This window comes from Mycobacterium sp. 155, from assembly GCF_000373905.1.
Taxonomy (GTDB): domain Bacteria; phylum Actinomycetota; class Actinomycetes; order Mycobacteriales; family Mycobacteriaceae; genus Mycobacterium.
In genome coordinates, this window is sequence record NZ_KB892705.1 from 2,219,896 (window position 1) to 2,237,265 (window position 17,370).

Consider the following 17,370-nt stretch of genomic DNA (forward strand, 5'->3'; position numbering starts at 1 on the left):
TACTCGCCAGTGTGCGGACCTGGGCCGCGGCTGTCAACGAGTCCGTAAAGCAGACCGATCAGCCAACGTGTTCGCGACGCTGAACACCCTCGTGCAGCGGCAGATCAGGGTCGATCCAGACGCCCAGCAACTCACAGGTGCCGTTGATCGAGCCGACCATGATGGTGGTCAGGTGGTTGACGAACTCGTCGGCAGGCATCCGACGCGGGCTGTCCTGCTTGCTGCCCAGCCACCAGTCGGTCGCCGAGGCCGCCGCGCCGAAGGTCGCGAACGCGGCCAGCTCGATCGCCGTGCTGTCGAGTTCCATCTCACGCAGTTCGTTGGAGAACATGTCGGCCATCGCCAACGTGATGTCGCGGCCCTCGTTGAGGGCGCGCATCGCCGATTCGCTCTGCTCGGCGAAGCGGCCCTGGATCAGGAAGCGCAGCACATTCGGGTGCTCGTCGACCATTCGGACGTACTGCTCGACACTGCGACGGATGACTTCCCGGGCCGGATCGGACGCGAGGTTGATCGAAGGGAAGATCTCCGCCCACAACATGTCGCGCAGCCGCTCGCCGATGGCTTGGAACAAGTCGGATTTGTCGGCGAAATGGCGGTAGATCTTGGGTTTGGCGGTGCCGGCCTCCTCGGCGATCTCTCGCAAGCTCAGCTCCGGACCCAGCCGGTCGATGGCCCGGAACGCGGCCTCGACGATTTCGGACCGCACCCGCTTCCGATGCTCACGCCAGCGTTCGCTGCGGGCGTCTACTTTGACACCCGCTTCTCCGCTGGTATGTGATCTGACGCCGCGCCGCACGCGATCACTGTACCCGTCCTGATAGCGCTGACCTGCCCAGACCGTCCGGCAACACGGAAACAACCCGCCGGAGTGGCGATTGTCCCCGCCGGGCCGGACACCGGCGAGCTTCGGTACTATCGCTGCGACAGCCCACCGATGAGACGAGGCTCATGACGCAGCGATACGACCTGGTCATTGCCGGTGGCGGCCCCTCCGGGTCAGCTGCGGCGTGGCAGGCCGCACAAACCGGCGCCAAGGTGGTCGTCCTGGACAAGGCGGATTTCCCGCGGGACAAGCCGTGTGGTGACGGCCTCACCGCGCGGGCAGTCAGCTATCTGCAGAAGATGGGGTTGGCCGACGAGGTGGCCAAGTTCCATCGCGTCAACAGGGTCACCGTGTACAGCCCCAGCGAGTGGGAGCTGTCCTTCCCTCGCCGTCCCGGGATGCCCGACCACGGCCACACCGTCAGCCGTACCGAGTTGGACACCCTGCTGCTCAAGCACGCCGAGTCGGCGGGTGCCGAGGTGCGCCAGGGCTCAGAGGTCGCCGGGCCCGAGTTCGACGCCAACGGCCGGGTGGTCGGTGTAGTGCTCAAGAGCGGTGAAAAGGTGTACGGCGACGCGGTCATTGCCGCCGACGGCGCCTACTCCCCCATCAAGCGAGCCCTGAAGATCGACTCGGAGTACAACGGCTATTCGGCGATCGCCATTCGCTCGGAGATGCACGCCAACCGCCCCGACTCGGACAGCTTCGACATCTATCTCAAGCTGCTGTTCCAGGGCGATCAGCTGCCCGGTTACGGCTGGGTGTTCCCGATGGGCGGCGGCAGGTTCAACATCGGCCTGGGCTACGTCAACAGCTACAAGAACTGGCAGTCCATCAACGCCACTCAGTTTCTCGGCGACTTCCTGCGCACGTTGCCACGCGAGTGGGAGCTGCCGCCGATCGAGGAGCTCAAGAAGAACAAGAGTGTGCGTGCCTGGCGGTTGCCCATGGGCTTCACAGCTTGGCCACCGTGGCGTCCCGGTGTCCTGTTCGTCGGCGACTCACTGGGTGCCGGCAAGCCGGTGTCCGGCGCGGGTATCTCCAAGGCCCTCGAATCGGGTTTGACGGCAGGCGAATGCGCCGTTGCGGCACTGACCAACGGTGGGCCCGACGATTTCACCAACTACGCGCAGCGCATGCAGGCTGCGTGGGGCCGTGAGTACCGCCGCGGCCGCTTCTTCAACAAGCTTGCGGGAATTCCCGCAGTCGCCGGTCCAGGGCTCAAGGCGTTGGATAACCATACGTTCCGTGACCTGCTGCTGAAGTCGATGTACAAGAAGGCCCAGAGCCCTCAGCACACCTAGATCGCCGCATCACCGGGTTACCCTGGCGCCGTGAGCACCCAGCAAGTCCCCGGTGGTGTCGTGCACAAGCTGCCGGCCGACCTGCGCTCGGCATTGATGGGCAACGCCACGGCTCTGGCTGCGTGGAAAGACATCACGCCCTTGGCGCGTAACGAGTTCATCTGTTGGGTCGAGGATGCCCGGCAGGACACGACCCGGGAGCGCCGGATCCGTCGCACTCAAGAAGAGTTGGAGGAAGGCAAGCGCCGGCCCTGCTGCTGGCCAGGGTGCAAGCACCGCGAGCGCACCGGTAGGTAGGCGTGTCGGTGATCGTCCGGCCCGCGGGTCTCAGCTTCCTGCGCGGAGCACCAGACTGACTTCGCACGATCCACGCGGGTCGGCTGTAACTGTGGCGCAGTAACTTCCAACGCGATCGGCATTGCTGTCGATGACTTCCTGAATGAGGCCCTGCTGGATACCGCGCACGACTTCGGGCGCGCTCTGAGCCACCTCCGCCAGCGGGCAGGTGCAGATCTGCACCGTCATCTCGCCGAACGAATTCAGCACCGAGCGCACCTGGAAACCCAAGTCGCCGAGGGTGGCCGTCACCAGATCGGCGATCGTCGATTCGTCTCGGCTGCGGGCCAGGTTAACCCGGTGGGCCAGGTCGGCACCGATGCGCAGTGCCCGCTCCTCGCGTTCGCGTTCGGTGCCGCCCAGATGCGCGGCGAACAGCGACACGATGTCGGCATAGTCCAGTTTCGGCGCTACCTCGTAGGTCAGCCGGGGCCGTCCTGCCCGACGGAGCTTCGCCCGGTCCCCGCGACGGATGAATCCTTGTCCTTCAAGCGTCGTCAGATGAAATCGCGCTGTGGTGATGTGGATCTGCAGTGTGTCGGCAACATGTTGAGCATCGACCGGGCCCGCCGCGTCTCGCAACACGCTGAGAACCTTCTGCCGTTGCCAACCGACCGCCCGCTCCGAAGGCGCTTCACGATCGTGACGTGGCACAGGCACGTCTCGAGTCTGTCACGACACCGGAACGACGCCGACGACGGCAATGGCGGTCAGCGAATGCCGGTACCGGTGGAAGGTCTTCCGCATCCCGATGACCCGACGCCGGGCGGCACGGTGCACGATGAGTCGGCCGACGATGCGCAGAGCGCCGGCCACACCTTCATCGGCCACGATTCGAGCGGGTTGCAGTAGCGCCATCGGAGCGTGATCAACGGCGTCGATCTCGAATCCGGCATCGGTTAACAGCTGGGTCCATTCGGCCGTGGTCAGCGGGCGGGCGTTGACCTTGATGGCAGCGGCCATCTCCCGGCGGATCTCGTCCTTCGTCTGTTGTGTCAACGTGTCGGGTGTCAGCCCGAGTTCATGGATCGCGTAGCGTCCGCCGGGCCGCAGTACCCGGAACGCCTCGGCGACGATGGCCCGCTTGGCCTTGTCCCCCTGCATGGTCAGCATCGCCTCCCCGACGACGACGTCGGCGCTGGCATCCGGCAAACCAGTGACCGCGGCATCGGCTACCACCACCGTCCCACCGATCGCAGCGACGACGCCACGCACCGTCTCTGCTGTGGCTGCAGTGTCATCCACACCGACATAGGACCGCGGCGCCAGCGCAACGATATCGGCAGCGGTCCGGCCGAGCCCGGGCCCCAGTTCCACGACATCGGCGCCGGTGACACGAGCGGCAGCGAGCAGCCTTCTGGTCAACTCGAGACCGCCCGGACGGAGCACCCGCTTGCCGAGCCGGGCCAGCAGCCAGTGTCCAGGCAGATCGGCATCAGATCGCCCGGCCAGCGGAAGAGATTCTCGGGCAGTCATTTTCGGATCATCCTTTCGACGACGACTATGAAGACCGTCGCTACATTTAGAGGAGATATATCCGGCAAAACTACGCTCGAGCACTCAATAAGGCAAGGCTTACCTGATCACGATTGTCTTCGCCGCTGGCGGCTGCCCGGATGTACTGCGTCAGCGTCGACCGCGCTCAACCCGCTTGGGCTGGCGGGCGACCTTACCCGCAGCGGCGCGCGCGGCCTGTTTCGCGAGAGTCTTCTCCCGTGCAGTGCGTTTCGGTACCTGCTGGTCCTGCCCCCGTGACGAACCGGGCTTGCGGCCCCGCACAATCCCGATGAACTCCTCGACCAGCGCCGGCTGCGGCCCTTCCGGGAACGCGAGCGCCACGGGACAGGTGGGCGCGTCGATGATCGGACGATACGTGAGATCCTTGCGGTGATACAGCCGCGCCAGCGACTGCGGAACGATGAGCGCGCCCATCCCCGCGGCGACGAGTTCTATTGCGTTCTCGGTAGTTTCGGGTCGGTGATCGACCGGCATGCCGACGGTGTCCGCGCAAGCGATGACGTTGTCGAGTGGAAGCAGCGTCGGCTCGCCGTCGAGGTCCGCGGTGGTGATCGTGTCGACGGCACTGAAAATATGATCGGTCGGCACCACGGCCACCGTTGTTTCCTCGTAGAGGGGGATGACGGCCAGCCCAGCTGTGTCGGCGGGCAGCCGGAGCAACGCCATGTCGACGGTGCCGTCCCGCACCGCGGCGGCCGCGTCCACCGCGGCGACGACGTACAACCGGAGCGGAACCTCCGGATGGCGCTCCGCCCAGATCCGAGCCCACTTTGCCGGAGTCCCGCCGGGGACGTACCCGAGGGTCAGGGACAGCAGGGTCACCGTCTCAGGCTACCGATACGCTGATGCCATGAGCAGGCCGAACGCGCAGTCCATGAAACCCGCCACGGCGGCCAAGAAGCTGGACGTGTACTTGCCCGCGACGCCTGCGGAATTCCAGGAGAACCCGATCACTCGCGCTGAGCTCGCCGCGCTGCAGGCGGACCCTCCGCAGTGGCTCAAAGATCTCCGCAAGGACGGGCCGCACCCGAAGAACCTCGTGGCCGCGAAACTGGGCATCTCGATCGCCGGTCTCACCCGCGGCGGCGTCGAGAAAGCACTCACCACCGCACAGATCGAGCAGTTGCTCGAGGAGAAGCCCGAGTGGCTGATCGCCGAACGCGAGAGTTATCAGGAGGTGCTGCGCGAGCAGCGACGCGTGAAGGCGCTGCACGCGGAGCAGGCTCGCGACAGCTGAGTCGGGGAACCGCCACCTAATAGACTTCCGCGGGGTCGTCAGAAAGGGCACACCGTCTCGTGCAGTTCGACCACATCATCATCGCTACCACCGATCTCGACCAGTCTGCGCGTCAGCTCGCCGAGACAGCCGGACTGGCGGCCGTGGAGGGAGGCGTCCACGACGGCTTGGGCACGCACAATTACATCGTTCCGCTCGGCTGCGGTTACCTCGAGTTCGTCGCTGTGCACGACGCAGACCTCGCCAAGGGCAACCCATTTGGGCAACTGGTGTTGTCCGCGCTCTCCAACGCCGACGAAGCGTTCGCCGGCTGGGCAGTAGAGGTCACCGGCGATGATCTTGAGACTCGGGCACGTCACGACAAGCTGCCGATCGGCCGCCTCACTCGTCGCGGGCTGGGCGTAAAACACCTCGGCATGACGCGTGCCCTCATTTCACCTGGGCTGCCATTCTTCCTGGCAAGGGATCCTGGCAGCACCAATCCCGGGGCGATGGTCGCCGCGCACACCCTGACGCCGCGCGGCGTGAAGAGAATTTCAGTCGCCGATGACCAAGCGGATCTGGATGCCTGGCTGATGACACATGTTGGTCCTGACAATCCGAAACTGCCCGTCGCCTGCGGCTCGCCCGGGCGGGGCATCACCCAGGTAGACATTGAAACCGACCAAGGCGCAGTGACATTGAGTCACACCGCACCCACGATGGCGCGGCGCTGACACCCACCCTGAGACACCGGCGGCAAATTCGGCGGTCGTCAGATCGTGCGCACGGCTGGTGGCGACACCGCTCTCCATACGGAGAAGTTCAGCTGCAACGGCGACCTGCTGTGGGGGTTACTCAGGATCCAACCGGTCAGAGTGTCATGGACGCGGGGATTCCCGCCCCCGCCAAACGATCAACGCTGGGGCGCGCTGCCGGCGCTAATCGCTGCGGCATGCTGGCGCAATCGGTCAGCGATCTGTCCTAGCCATTCCTTAGTGCCGCTTCGATATCCGCGACCCGGTGCGCACTGACACCCCATGGCTCGTGGAGTCCGAGATGAGAGTCCAGATCCCACAGGACGCACCGTTCACCCGGCTCGGCGACCATGGACCAGGCGATGACGGTGCGGCGCAGCTGTTCATCCATGCACTCGCCGCCCGCCGCAGCGCCGGGTGGCGCACCGCCCTCGGGATGATGGTGTAGGAACTGGCCGTAGGCGGCGTCGCAGAATGCCGCATAGCGGACGGTGCACAGGATCAGGCCGTGCCAGGCTTCATCGACTGCACGCGACGGCATTCCGATGATCTGACCGTCGCGCAGCGCCACCGCGCAGCATCGAAGCCACTGCCGCAGGCCGGTTTCGACGAGTTCACGTGGTTGCCAGGGGCAGGTCTTGAATACCGCCTCCGGCAATTCCAAATCGGCGATATGTCGGGCGTCGGCCTTTCTCAGCGTGATCATCAGCAACCACCGCCGCCGCAACCACCGCCCCCACCGCAACTGCTTCCGCCGCCGCAGCCGCTGTGTCCGCCACCGCAACCCGAATGGCCCCCATGGCTTCCGCCACCGCAACCCGCGTGTCCACTATGCCCACCGACGTCGGCTCCGGTAGCCCAGATAGCTGCTGTCCCGCCGGCACCGGCAACAGACCCGAACCCACTGCGGCGGGCCGCCCCACGCCCACGACGCCGCCGTTTGGCGGTAGCGAAGATCGCGAAGAGCGCTATGTCGAACGCGATGACCACCACCGGAATCACCCACCACACGATTTCGTCCTCTCCTGTCGTCCACTTCCTTACCGGACAAGCGGACCACGCACCGCATGGCTACCGATCCCAACTTGTGCGGACTGTGTGGCGCGTCGCCGTCACCGCGGCCAACAGCTGTAAGGTCCGGCCGCGCACATCTCCTTGGCTTACAGGCTCTTACCAGCAGTTTTACAGACTAATTCGGGTAGTGGACTACTCAGGTGCGCCAGCGTCGACGTCAATAGGCTCACGACAGCTTGACAGCGACAACGGGGAGGTGCCCAGTGGTGACGAGACCAGCAACCCTTGCATCCAGCCGCCGACCGCCACGGCTCCTGCCCGCACATGGGGACTGCTTCTTCGACCGCAGCGACCAGCTCGCCATCGAACACCCTGAATCTGACTAGGCCAGCCTCAGCCCCGCACCGCAGCACGCGCCACCCGGACACCCGGACACCCTTGACCCAAACATAGGGGGATCGAAGCGTGAATCCAGAGCCGCTCTACCTGTTCACCGGCTCGCCAAACCGGTTGGCCATCTTCCTGATTGACTCCAGCACCGGATCCCCGTTGACGCTTCGCCCGGTCATGGCCGAGGTGGTCGTCCCCTGCCCGCCTGTGCTGCGGCCAGGCCAGAGGGACTATGAGGATCTTCTCGGCGGAATCTACGAGTTCGACAACCAGATCAGCCCCGAAGAACACGCTCGCGTCGCCGCGGTGATGAAAGACACCTACGCCCGAGTCCTGACCGACACCGCTCAAGATCAGCTCGCGGCCGCCGGGAACCGGATGCGGCAATTCAGCCACGAGTCGCTGCAACGTGTCACCGACCAGTCCAGCACACGACTCGGCGCCATGGCCCCCACTGACCTGCCAAGTGCCCTCGACGCCGCGATGCGCGCGACCGCCGCCGATATGGGACTGCAGACCCGCTCGCCCGACGAGGTGAACACACCCAAATGGTCAAATCCCCTGGGTGTCTTGACAACCGACCCCGCCGGCTACGTGTCGTTCGATCTCACCCGTCTTCGACCGGACGCACGCGCACTGCTGGACACCGCGATCCAAACACGCCAATCCGACCCCACCATCGAACCCGGCGCCCGCATCTACATTCAACCGCTCGGCCAACAACCAACCGATGTGCTCACCCAAGCGCGATTCGGCGCCGACGCGATCGTCGGGCTGGTCCGCGCGGACGGTGAACAAGTCCCCGTGCGCCAAGGTGGCGGGCAGGCATTGCAGAATCCGTCGCTGACCGACTGGCTGCTCTCACCCGGATCGTTCGCATCCAACCCCGCAGGCCTGGTCGGTGACGGTGGATGTGAACAGATCTATCCCGCAACGCTAGCCCTGTATGAGTTCGTGGTCCGTCAGGTGGTCCGCCTTACCGACGGCAACGACGTACAGGTCCCGGATCCCTATAAGCCGGCCTATGTCGACGAGTACCTGGTCACCTGGTCATCGCTGGGGCATTCCCTCGGCGAAGTGCTCTACAGCCTTCCCCTGGCACCCGGCGAAACGGTGCGCCTGGCCGCCATCGACTGGTCCTGGGACAGTGACACCGCACGCACCGAACAGACCACCGAGTCCGAGGACCTCCGGCATGACACCCACCGGGACCGGGTGATCGACGAAACCGTCAAGGCCGCCCTCAAAGAGCATCAGAGCGGATCGTCAATCATGGGCGGGATGGCGCACTCGCTCGGGGCCAGCGGCAGCGCGAACTGGGGAATTCTCGGCTTGGGCGCCGCCTCCGGAGACACGAACTCGATCGGAGGGGCGACTGCCAGCACCGACGGCAGTCGCGATCTGACCGCCGACAATGTCCAGCGGCTATCGGACAGCTTCGCCCAAGCGAGCACCAGCCAGCGGCAACTCAATTCGACGGTCGTCATCCAGGCCGAGCAGGCCGAGAAGGAGACGATCCAAACCCGCACCTTCACCAACTACAACCATGCGCACACCTTGACGGTGCTCTACCACGAAGTGCTGCGCCATTACCGCGTCACCACCAAATGGATCCGGCGACGCCCAGCGGTGCTCATCCCCCGCCCCACCTACGGATGGGATAGCACCACGCTTCGTCAATATCGGCCGGCGCTTGAGGCGGCGCTGCTCGACCCGCTGGCGCAACCCGGCTTCGACGCCCTCGAACAACTCCTGCTCGTCGAGACCGACGACGCGTACAACCCCGCCCAGGGTCCCGTGCCGATCGTTCAGCAAAAAGACTGGCAATTCGCCGAATTCGAGATCACCACCAACGTCGCAGACAACACCAGCGGGGACCCGGTGTGGCTCTACGCCGAACGGCTCGGCCAACCCGACATCCAGATGGTCGAAGGCACCAACCCCAACATCAACTCCAACGGGCGATTCCAGAATCGACAGACAACAACGTTCACTGTCAGGGCCGACGGCGGGCAGCCCATCCGCTGGGGCGACCTCATCGGGTTCCACCTCTCCCGTCCCCAAGGGGCTGACCCAAAGTTCCTGTGGGTCTGCATCGTCGGCATCAGCACGGCCGCTCCCGGCGGGCAAATCGAACTGCGCCCACCCAATTCAGGTGAAGTGCATCTGCTTCAAGCCGACACGAACTACTTCGTCAGCATCACCGCCGCCGGTCCTGACGTCCCCCAGCCGGCCACCGCGCCCACCGGGCGCCGTCGCCTCACCATGCAGCAGAACGGCGCCATCGCACGCCTCACCGAACACATCCAGGCCTTCCCCGAGTATTACAGCAGCGTCCGCTACTTCGGCCGCCCCGCCGTGGACGTCGCCAAAGAACTCGCAGGCCTCTCGTGGAACGGCACCACCGTGCTCGACCACGTCGAACCCACTCCCTTAGAGATGTTCGGCAGCGATATCGCCTACCCCCTCGCCGGCGGCACCACCGCCATGGACTCACTGTCCGTCGACCTCGCCTCAGCACTCGACGGCGCCGACCCGACCCGCCGGCAATGGGCGATCGCCACGCTGGCCAGACTCAACGAAGAAGACCAGCAGAACGTCGCTGCTCTGCTGTCACTGGCCTCGTCACGCGCCGAACGCCTCGTCACGCTGCCCACGCGTGGCGTGTTCGCCGAAGGCCACCTCGGTCATTGCAACGTGGCCGAGGAGATCGACAACACCCGGTTCTGGAAATGGGAGGAGCACCCTCTGCCGATCGAAGCCCCGGAGATCGCCCCTGTTACCCCGGTCACCCCAGCGCCTCAAAACACCGCAGTGTCGCCCACACCGTTCCCCCAGTCGCTGGTCAACATCGTCAGTCCCACCGCGGCACCAGACCCGGTCGGGCTCAGCGCAGCCCTCAAACTCTTGGGCACCCCCAACATTTTCCGCGACATGTCCGGGGAATCCGAACTCACTGATCTCCTCAAGAAGCTTTCCGACAACACGATTTCGATCGCCGAGGCCGCCAACAAGGCCAGAGAGATTCAGGCGAAACTCGGCAGCGGAGCCGGATCAAGCGGGGGTTCCGGCGGCAGCACAACACCCAAAGCCGGACTGGGCGCCAACCGCACCACACCCGCCGACAGGAGCTCCACCACCACTCAGGACCTCCAAGATTTGCAACACGTCCTCAGCAATGCCCAAGGCAAGAACTTGCTCACCGCCGACGACGCCCGCAACGCGTACACCAATGCCCTGCAAAACGCCTACGCGCCACCGGTGACCGACGTGTCGTATCCGACTCCTGGCGGCGGCAGCGGCACAGGGGGTACGACGAGCACACCGATCTCGTCAGCCACCGACGCCCAACTCGCCGAAGCCGCGGCAGTGGTGTTCTTCAACGCAGTCGACATCGACAACTACTTCACCGACGTCACAGGCCAACCATTTGAGCAATGGTTCCGCAACAATCTCGCCGGCCGCAGCAGCTGGGCCGGCTTCACCCTCGCCAGCGACGCCACCACCCAGGACCGCTTCATCACACTGTGGAACGCTGTCCCCGCCGTTGTCGGCAGTGACCACGGAGACGGCACCCCCAGCATCACGCTCCCTGAGCTCGCCACCCTCCTCGCCATCATGCTCCACGAGACGGGGCCGGACCTGAACTTCCGGGGAGCCGAAGGAATTGGAAATGCAGCTCATCTCGGCCTGGCCTACGCATTCGAGCGCTTCCTGATTACGCCGGCCAATCGGAGCGAACAACCGTTCTGGAAAGCCTCGTACAACCTGTCGAACGGAAATCGCACTGCCTACGAGTGTTTCCACGATCCGGGCTACCTAAAGGTTTACGGCACATTGCAACCCACATCACAGACTGTGCGCGACCTCCCCGCATGGTCGGGCAAAGACTGGCCGCAGGGGGTGCCCACAACAAAGACTGGCGTCGAAACAGCGTTCCTGCAGGAGGCCGACTTCTACAAGTTCCGCGGCCGCGGCACCATCCAATCCACCGGGCGCGGCGCTTACCTTCCGATCGTGCGATACGTCCGCGGCTACAGCGGAGACGACACCAACGTCCTCGATGTCCAACAGCGTTGGAATGACATAGCAACCGCGGTAGCCGGGCAAGGGACCACCATCACCACCGATGACCAGTTCGCGTTCATATCCTCAAACATGGACTGGGACAAGCTCTTCCAGTCAATCCTCATCCAGGTGGTAGCTCTGCGCGGGCACAACAACATTGCGGGCAAACATTACCTACCGATGTCGTCGGACCCGACAGTCCTCAGAGGGACCGGACGCGGGTCAGCCTCATGGGTCGCACAAGCGATCTCCGGGAGAGACCCCCGCGACGACTCCTATCCTCTCGACGTCCGAAGCCGAATGCTCGAGTTCATTGGAACGCTCTGGAAGACTCCCATGCCACCCTTAGGGGGCACCGTTAACCTCTAACTGTCCTTCTTCCGCGCGAGCAATTCCCGCAACGCCTGCAACGCCCGAGACAAGGGCTTCCGGGGTTTCCGTCCAGACAAACAACGGCCAACCCCTTTGCAGGAACACCTGTGCTGCACACCGTTCCCGTAAAGGCTCAGTTCTCGCCACATCACCTAAGCGGGAGCTCGTCACGGATTTGTCGCTGTTGGAACAACAGCGCATCGCCACGCTGCGCGAGCGCGGGCAGGTCGACCGAACCAGCCGAGCGGTGTGCCCGATCCATCTTCCGTGCGGTCATGGCGCCGAGGCATTCACGCTAACACCAACGGCCTTCTGCGCCAGTTCTTTCCGAAGGGCAAAGATCTTCGATCTACACACAGCTACGCGCCGTCTTCCGCGCCCAAACCTGCATACGAGCGCAAAGCTGCCAGACCGACACCCTGGAAAAGAAGCGGGCCAGGGGATGTTTCCCCTGGCCCACGCCTTAGCTACGAAGCGCTCACAACATGCAGCTGACGCAGACCCAAGTGCGGATGTCTGTGCAGGTAGATGACTCGCAACCGATGAGACCCACTCCCGCGTGCCCCACCCGTGCCCCACACGCAGCTTCGACACGCCGAAGGCCTGGCGGCCGCCTCGGTAGAGGGTGTCGCACCAATCCTGCACAATCGAGGCAGGCCGCGAGTCCGTGCGCGGCCGTCGCTCCCCGGAGCGCCACAGGCACGTGCCGAACCCGCTGGATAGCGCTCGACTCCCGCCACGGACGGGACTGCCGAGGTAAGTCCGGCTCACTGCGCACCTGCAGGAGCCACTCCGTTGTCCAAGCTCGATCTCACAGCCCTCACCGTTGGCGGCATCGCCCCCTCCTTCGTCAGCGTCGAACACGCTGCACAACTGATGGACGTCAGCCACTGGACCGTCCGTAGGTGGATCACCAACGGGCACTTGGCCGCTCGCAAGATGCCGAGCGGTGGCCTTCGCGTCGCGGTCGTCGACCTGGAGAATATCGGTGAGCCGGTGCGGCCCGACAAGCAGAGGAAAGGCGCGGCGTAACCAACGCGTTCGGTCCCTCAACTGCGTCAAGCCCGGCAGCCGAATCGGCTGCCGGGCTTGTTCCGTCTCCGGGTCGGTCACCCGTGCTGCCCGCAGAGCGGCGGCCACCCGTCACCGGTTCCCCCGCACACCACGCAAGTGCGGCCGGCCAACTCCTCCGCCTCGTCGATCCTGTCGAACACCTTGTCCGCTGCGGCCGGCGACAGCGACGACGCCGTGGCCCCCGGATTGATCGAGCCGGGCTCGAAGTCGGCCACGACCAACTCGGGATCCAGCTCACGGACGTCTCGGATCATCCGTGCGTAGAGCTGCGCCCACCCGGGCCAGGGGCACGCCGGCCATATGTGCGGCCACCGCTCTTCGGTGTCGGTGTCGATGTCAGTGTCGGTCACGAGCTCTCCTCCGGCTCCGTTCCGGCGGCGGGTTCCGCCCACTCCAGCCCGATCACGCCACCGTCCCGGATCACCACCGCCGAGAGGTCGTGCGACCCGTCGCAGAACCCGCGCGCATGCAGCCACAGCCCATCTGCGGCCACGTCGTACACCAGCTCATCGCCGAGATCCCATGCCAGCGTCCCGTCGATCACCGCGGCAGTCGCGAACACCACCGGGTCACGCAGGGAGATGAAGTCGTCGTGGAACTCCTCCGGCTGGAAAATGTGCGTGGCGCAGGTGCCGTCGCGGTGCCGAACCCACACCAGACCGTGGCGGATCACCCTGACCTCGACCACCTCGGTGTCGCGCAGGTCCTGGGGCAGGTGCCGATGCACGTTGTCAGTCACGGCTGGCCCTTCCGGGACTGGAGGTCGTCCTCGTTGAGGGTCGCCACGGCGACCGTGGTCCCATCCGCATCGAAGACCTCCACCTCGAAATCGCGGCCGCCTGGGTGAACGTGGACGATCACGCCGCGGGCGCCCGCGGTCAGGCCCTCCGCTGGGACGTCGGTTGCCAGCGTCACCGGGTCGAGCTCACGGAACATCCGCTCCTCACTTCCTCTTCTTGCACGCGGCGCACCAGAACTCCGCCCGCCACTCGGTCTCGTTTTCCTGCACGCGTCCGCACCCGCCACAGGTGCTCCGCAGCTCGTTCAGCGCGGCGAACACGGCGTCTCTGCCCGCGTCCGTCGTGGTTGTGAACACCGCCTGCGGCCCAAGCCGACTCGCCGACACCATCTGCACCCGGGCACCGGGATCGACCTCGGCCAGCTCATCCACCAGCTGATCGACACGCTGCTGCCAGCCCGGGCGGTACCGCACGAGCGGACTTGAGGCGTGCCTGCCGCAGAGGGTCTTGATCCAGCCATTAGGGCGCCGGTGCCGCTCCGCCGGACTGACTCCGCAGACCTCGCATACGGTCGCTGACCGTTCCTCGGCCCGGTCGCAGATCGCCTGCGCCTGCGGGGTCCACGGGCTCACCTCGGCCCGCATCCAGCCGTACTTCTCGTACGTGGACACGTGGGTGACGCCGATCGCCGCCAACTCGGCGCGGAGGTCCGCCTCGATCTGGGCCCAGCCCCTGCCGACGCTCATCGCACCCGCTTGATCGCAGCAACCAGACCCGACTCCACCTCGGTGCCATCGGCCAACCGCACCCGCCACGCCCGCTGCACACTCGGTAGCGCCAGCACCGTCGCGTCACGGTGGCGGGTGCCGTCGATCGTCACCTCTGCGTGGTTCATGTCCCAGATGCTGGCGGCGTCGTCTCCGTAGCAGGCGACACTCCACACGCCGCGGTGTTCCGGCGTCAAGTCGTTCACCAGTTCGCCGATCCGCTCGTATCCCTCTGCGGTGGCGCAGGACGGGCACAGCGTCTTGAGCCACCGGCGTCGGTTGGCGTGCTGACTGCCGGGCTGCCCGCAGAGTTCGCACGTTGCTGAGCACCGGGTTTCGGCTTCCCGCACCAGTGCGCGCATGCGGTCACGGGCGCCGTCGACCTCAGTGTGGAAGTAGTACCGCAAGCCGGCGAACTTCTCCTTCACCTGCCGCAACTCGTAGACCGGATCGACCGCCGCGAGGTCAGCGTCGAGCTGGCAGATGATCGGATACCAGCCCTTGTCGCAGCTGATCCACCGTCCCCAGTCCGGCGGGATGCGCCGCATGATCGCGATGAGGGCCTCGCGGTACTCACCGGCATCATCCGGGACGTGGAGCTTGTCGCGGGTCGCGTCGGGGTCCATGTTGCTCAGCGTTTGCATCAGCTGACCGAACGCCGCGTGACGCTCGTCAAGGTCGCCGCTGTCCATTGCGGCGCGCAGGTCACCGGACGCCGCGCGGGCGGCACGCTGCTGCGCCTTCTCGGTGTCGGTCAGCTCCTCGGGTTCGCGGAGCGCCATGAGCCACGCCCGGGTCCGCGCGTAGCCGTTCGCGGCGTCTGCTTCGGCCTCAGCCAGTCCCCACAGCGTCGGTGCCCACAGCTGCACGGCTTCGTCTTCGGCGCCGGGTTCACCGAGGACCGCGCGGACACCGAGAACCTCGCCGCTGGACCAGACGGACTCGTAGTCGGACCAGCCGTCACGGCGGACGAGAGCTGCTCGCTCGCGAAGATCGGAAGCGCGGCGGTGACGGTGCTCGTCGCTGGGTGAATCGATCGGCATCAGCGGCCCTCCCGCAACAGCACTACTGCGCAGCCCTGGTCCTCGGTGATCGTCAGCGCCGCGATACCGGTGAACCCGGCCTCGTAGCCGGACGTCAACAGCGGGGTGTCCGCGGGGATGTACCTCAGCCGTTCCATGAGCTCCCCCACCGTGGCGACTGGCCCGGTGGCGATCTCCGCTGTGCTGTCGTCGGAGCAGCGGATCCACACCAAGCCCGCCTGCGGGACCGGCACGGCCTCGATGATGCGCATCTCCGCGTTGTCGTTCATGCCGTCAGTGTGGCGGTCCCGTCCGACATGTCGCGAGCGATTTCTCCGATGCACGATCTGGTGCATGTGCATCGGAGCATGCAGAACTCGACGGACCTGCGGCGATCCCGAAGGACGATGCATCTTCACCGGAAGTGCTTGAGCAGCAATTCTTTTCGGTGTATCCGATGTCGCACCCGCGTGGCACGATTCGGACATGCACACCACCGACACCCGCCCCGTCATCCGCGCCAGCACCGCGAGCATCGCCGCGGCGGCGGAGTTCTTGAGCATGATGTTCGACGCCCCGGTCGTGATCACCTCCGCTGGCGCCGAGGTACCGACCCCCGGCGAACGTCATCTGATCCTGATCGTCGCCGAGACCTCATCGATGGGAGATGCCGCATGAACGCCGCCACCCTGTCCAGGATCATGATCTTCACCGAGCCTGAGCACGTCGCCGACACCGTCGCCGTCCTCGCCGCACTCACCGAGACCAGGCCGACCACCGTGCCGATGCGCCGGCGGGACCGCATCACGATGGATCGCTACGAGATCATCAGTGGTGGGATCAACATCCAGGTGATGGGTGGTGACCCCGCCGTCCCCGCGCTGATCGAGTTCCACGTGCCCGGCGCTGTGGAGCTGGCCGCAGCGATCGAGCGGGTCTCGGCGGTGGGGTACACCGCTGAGCCGTGGCCAGTCGGTGATCCGGATCCTGCGCACGCTCTGATCCGGGTCGGCGAACTGGAGATCAACGTGCAGCGAGCACCGCGGTGATCACGGAGATACGTCTGGTCTCCAATGACGGGGGCTCCAGCGCGGCGTTCTGGTCGGTCATCTTCAACCGTCCGGCGGAGGACCTCGGCGGTGGTCGATGGCGTGTCACACCGGCGACCGGTCCCGCGATCGTGATCACCACAGCGTCCGTCGCGGAGACGATCAGCCGGTACGTCGATCTGACCGTGACAGTTGATCACGCGGCGGCGGATCGGTTGCGGGAGCTAGGCCGCTACGAAGTGGCGCTCGACGGAACCCAGGCAGTCGATCTCAATGGCTGCGACAACACCGTGTACCTGCGCCCACGCGGCTGGGATGGCGCGAGCGACGTTGCCTGGGAAGAGCCCAGCGACGAGGAGAAGAAACGGATCCGGGAGTCGACAGCATCGCCGCTGCGCCTGTCCCTGGTCGTGCTGTACATCCCGCCACCGACGCTGGACCGGGCCGCGGCGTTCTACGGGGCGATCCTCGATGTCGAACCGGTGCGGAAACAGAACGACGCCCAACCGGAGTACTACGTGATCAGTTCGTACGCCACCGGCCTGACGATCGAGGTCCACCCCGCGGTGTCGCGGCCGGCGACCGTGACAAGGTTGGAGTTCCGCGGCCCGCACGTCCGGCAGGCGATCCAGCGGCTGGCGGACGAGGCGTACGCGCTCCCGGAACCGCACACGTCTGGCGGGTGGTGGTGCAGCGACCCGGCGGGTAACACCGTGGTGCTGATGGGGTCCGCGAGCTACGACCGGTTGACGGAGCCGATGGGTCTGCGGTTCGTGGAGCTCACCGCCGAAGAGGCCACCGCGAACAGGCGGCGGGCACAGGAGCTGATCGGGAAGCCGTTGCCGGTGAGCGAGTACGAGCGGGGCTTGTACCTGGCGGAGGGGAAGCCGGTACCAGAGGACTGATCCCGCCGCTT

General features: G+C 65.6%; 20 protein-coding genes and 1 pseudogene. 10 read left to right on the forward strand and 11 right to left on the reverse strand.

The window, feature by feature from the left end; all coding sequences use genetic code 11:
- Positions 1–58 precede the first annotated feature (58 nt).
- Positions 59–799 (reverse strand): TetR/AcrR family transcriptional regulator, encoded by a 741-nt coding sequence (locus tag B133_RS0110460; protein ID WP_026256254.1) that lies wholly within the window; start codon positions 797–799, stop codon positions 59–61.
- A gap of 152 nt (positions 800–951) precedes the next feature.
- Here B133_RS0110460 and B133_RS0110465 point away from each other — a divergent pair, with 152 nt between their 5' ends.
- On the forward strand, positions 952–2,130 hold the full coding sequence (locus B133_RS0110465) for an NAD(P)/FAD-dependent oxidoreductase (protein WP_018600918.1): 1,179 nt from the start codon (positions 952–954) through the stop codon (positions 2,128–2,130).
- Between the two features lie 30 nt (positions 2,131–2,160).
- The gene (locus tag B133_RS0110470) at positions 2,161–2,427 is read left to right on the forward strand and encodes a YdeI/OmpD-associated family protein (RefSeq protein ID WP_018600919.1); all 267 of its coding nucleotides are present in this window, start codon (positions 2,161–2,163) and stop codon (positions 2,425–2,427) included.
- Positions 2,428–2,457: 30 nt separating this feature from the next.
- Here the strand turns inward: B133_RS0110470 and B133_RS0110475 are convergent, their stop codons facing one another.
- From B133_RS0110475 to B133_RS0110485, 3 genes are all read right to left on the reverse strand, one after another.
- On the reverse strand, positions 2,458–3,120 hold the full coding sequence (locus B133_RS0110475) for an ArsR family transcriptional regulator (RefSeq protein WP_018600920.1): 663 nt from the start codon (positions 3,118–3,120) through the stop codon (positions 2,458–2,460).
- An 18-nt stretch (positions 3,121–3,138) separates the two neighbouring features.
- The gene (locus B133_RS0110480; protein ID WP_018600921.1) at positions 3,139–3,942 is read right to left on the reverse strand and encodes a class I SAM-dependent methyltransferase; all 804 of its coding nucleotides are present in this window, start codon (positions 3,940–3,942) and stop codon (positions 3,139–3,141) included.
- A gap of 150 nt (positions 3,943–4,092) precedes the next feature.
- Positions 4,093–4,806 carry a LysR family substrate-binding domain-containing protein gene (locus B133_RS0110485; RefSeq protein WP_018600922.1) on the reverse strand — a complete coding sequence of 238 codons (714 nt, stop codon included), beginning with the start codon at positions 4,804–4,806 and terminating at the stop codon, positions 4,093–4,095.
- Between the two features lie 28 nt (positions 4,807–4,834).
- Between B133_RS0110485 and B133_RS0110490 the strand changes: the two genes are divergently transcribed.
- Both B133_RS0110490 and B133_RS0110495 read left to right on the forward strand, forming a co-directional pair.
- The gene (locus B133_RS0110490; protein ID WP_018600923.1) at positions 4,835–5,221 is read left to right on the forward strand and encodes a DUF5997 family protein; all 387 of its coding nucleotides are present in this window, start codon (positions 4,835–4,837) and stop codon (positions 5,219–5,221) included.
- Positions 5,222–5,280: 59 nt separating this feature from the next.
- Positions 5,281–5,937, forward strand: a complete 657-nt coding sequence (locus tag B133_RS0110495) for a VOC family protein (protein ID WP_018600924.1) — start codon at positions 5,281–5,283, stop codon at positions 5,935–5,937.
- A 247-nt stretch (positions 5,938–6,184) separates the two neighbouring features.
- Here B133_RS0110495 and B133_RS0110500 read toward each other — a convergent pair whose 3' ends face one another.
- Positions 6,185–6,664: a hypothetical protein gene (locus B133_RS0110500; RefSeq protein ID WP_018600925.1), complete on the reverse strand. Its 480-nt coding sequence runs from the start codon at positions 6,662–6,664 to the stop codon at positions 6,185–6,187.
- 773 nt (positions 6,665–7,437) lie between these two features.
- Between B133_RS0110500 and B133_RS0110505 the strand changes: the two genes are divergently transcribed.
- From B133_RS0110505 to B133_RS24620, 3 genes and pseudogenes are all read left to right on the forward strand, one after another.
- Entirely contained in the window at positions 7,438–11,799 is a 4,362-nt protein-coding gene (locus B133_RS0110505; protein WP_018600926.1) for a hypothetical protein, read from the forward strand.
- Positions 11,800–12,057: 258 nt separating this feature from the next.
- Positions 12,058–12,297: pseudogene (locus B133_RS24885) on the forward strand (hypothetical protein); the annotation flags it as partial.
- Between the two features lie 300 nt (positions 12,298–12,597).
- The gene (locus B133_RS24620; protein ID WP_018600927.1) at positions 12,598–12,834 is read left to right on the forward strand and encodes a helix-turn-helix domain-containing protein; all 237 of its coding nucleotides are present in this window, start codon (positions 12,598–12,600) and stop codon (positions 12,832–12,834) included.
- Positions 12,835–12,911: 77 nt separating this feature from the next.
- Here the strand turns inward: B133_RS24620 and B133_RS0110515 are convergent, their stop codons facing one another.
- Genes B133_RS0110515 through B133_RS0110540 form a run of 6 tightly spaced genes read right to left on the reverse strand, consistent with a single transcriptional unit; the run spans position 12,912 to position 15,695 of the window.
- Positions 12,912–13,226, reverse strand: a complete 315-nt coding sequence (locus B133_RS0110515) for a hypothetical protein (RefSeq protein ID WP_018600929.1) — start codon at positions 13,224–13,226, stop codon at positions 12,912–12,914.
- Positions 13,223–13,615 (reverse strand): hypothetical protein, encoded by a 393-nt coding sequence (locus B133_RS0110520; protein ID WP_018600930.1) that lies wholly within the window; start codon positions 13,613–13,615, stop codon positions 13,223–13,225. The genes B133_RS0110515 and B133_RS0110520 overlap by 4 nt, the downstream gene beginning before the upstream one ends.
- Complete coding sequence (locus B133_RS0110525; protein ID WP_018600931.1) at positions 13,612–13,812, reverse strand: DUF4926 domain-containing protein; 201 nt, start codon at positions 13,810–13,812, stop codon at positions 13,612–13,614. The genes B133_RS0110520 and B133_RS0110525 overlap by 4 nt, the downstream gene beginning before the upstream one ends.
- A 7-nt stretch (positions 13,813–13,819) precedes the next feature.
- Entirely contained in the window at positions 13,820–14,362 is a 543-nt protein-coding gene (locus B133_RS0110530; protein ID WP_018600932.1) for a hypothetical protein, read from the reverse strand.
- Complete coding sequence (locus B133_RS0110535) at positions 14,359–15,426, reverse strand: hypothetical protein (protein ID WP_018600933.1); 1,068 nt, start codon at positions 15,424–15,426, stop codon at positions 14,359–14,361. Before B133_RS0110535 ends, B133_RS0110530 begins: the two co-directional genes overlap by 4 nt.
- Entirely contained in the window at positions 15,426–15,695 is a 270-nt protein-coding gene (locus tag B133_RS0110540; protein ID WP_018600934.1) for a hypothetical protein, read from the reverse strand. The genes B133_RS0110535 and B133_RS0110540 overlap by 1 nt, the downstream gene beginning before the upstream one ends.
- Before the next feature lie 196 nt (positions 15,696–15,891).
- Between B133_RS0110540 and B133_RS0110545 the strand changes: the two genes are divergently transcribed.
- The 3 genes from B133_RS0110545 to B133_RS24625 are packed head-to-tail and all read left to right on the forward strand — an operon-like array spanning position 15,892 to position 17,359.
- Complete coding sequence (locus tag B133_RS0110545) at positions 15,892–16,083, forward strand: hypothetical protein (RefSeq protein WP_018600935.1); 192 nt, start codon at positions 15,892–15,894, stop codon at positions 16,081–16,083.
- Positions 16,080–16,454, forward strand: a complete 375-nt coding sequence (locus B133_RS0110550) for a hypothetical protein (RefSeq protein ID WP_018600936.1) — start codon at positions 16,080–16,082, stop codon at positions 16,452–16,454. Before B133_RS0110545 ends, B133_RS0110550 begins: the two co-directional genes overlap by 4 nt.
- Positions 16,451–17,359, forward strand: a complete 909-nt coding sequence (locus B133_RS24625) for a VOC family protein (RefSeq protein WP_018600937.1) — start codon at positions 16,451–16,453, stop codon at positions 17,357–17,359. Before B133_RS0110550 ends, B133_RS24625 begins: the two co-directional genes overlap by 4 nt.
- Positions 17,360–17,370: the final 11 nt, after the last annotated feature.

What these genes read in the sequence shown, in the direction of transcription:
- B133_RS0110525 (WP_018600931.1), bottom strand. Translation starts at nt 13,812, where the DNA reads ATGTTCCGTGAGCTCGACCCGGTGACGCTGGCAACCGACGTCCCAGCG.
- B133_RS0110535 (WP_018600933.1), bottom strand. Translation starts at nt 15,426, where the DNA reads ATGCCGATCGATTCACCCAGCGACGAGCACCGTCACCGCCGCGCTTCC.
- B133_RS0110480 (WP_018600921.1), bottom strand. Translation starts at nt 3,942, where the DNA reads ATGACTGCCCGAGAATCTCTTCCGCTGGCCGGGCGATCTGATGCCGAT.
- B133_RS0110530 (WP_018600932.1), bottom strand. Translation starts at nt 14,362, where the DNA reads ATGAGCGTCGGCAGGGGCTGGGCCCAGATCGAGGCGGACCTCCGCGCC.
- B133_RS0110465 (WP_018600918.1), top strand. Translation starts at nt 952, where the DNA reads ATGACGCAGCGATACGACCTGGTCATTGCCGGTGGCGGCCCCTCCGGG.
- B133_RS0110500 (WP_018600925.1), bottom strand. Translation starts at nt 6,664, where the DNA reads ATGATCACGCTGAGAAAGGCCGACGCCCGACATATCGCCGATTTGGAA.
- B133_RS0110540 (WP_018600934.1), bottom strand. Translation starts at nt 15,695, where the DNA reads ATGAACGACAACGCGGAGATGCGCATCATCGAGGCCGTGCCGGTCCCG.
- B133_RS0110550 (WP_018600936.1), top strand. Translation starts at nt 16,080, where the DNA reads ATGAACGCCGCCACCCTGTCCAGGATCATGATCTTCACCGAGCCTGAG.
- B133_RS0110545 (WP_018600935.1), top strand. Translation starts at nt 15,892, where the DNA reads ATGCACACCACCGACACCCGCCCCGTCATCCGCGCCAGCACCGCGAGC.
- B133_RS0110490 (WP_018600923.1), top strand. Translation starts at nt 4,835, where the DNA reads ATGAGCAGGCCGAACGCGCAGTCCATGAAACCCGCCACGGCGGCCAAG.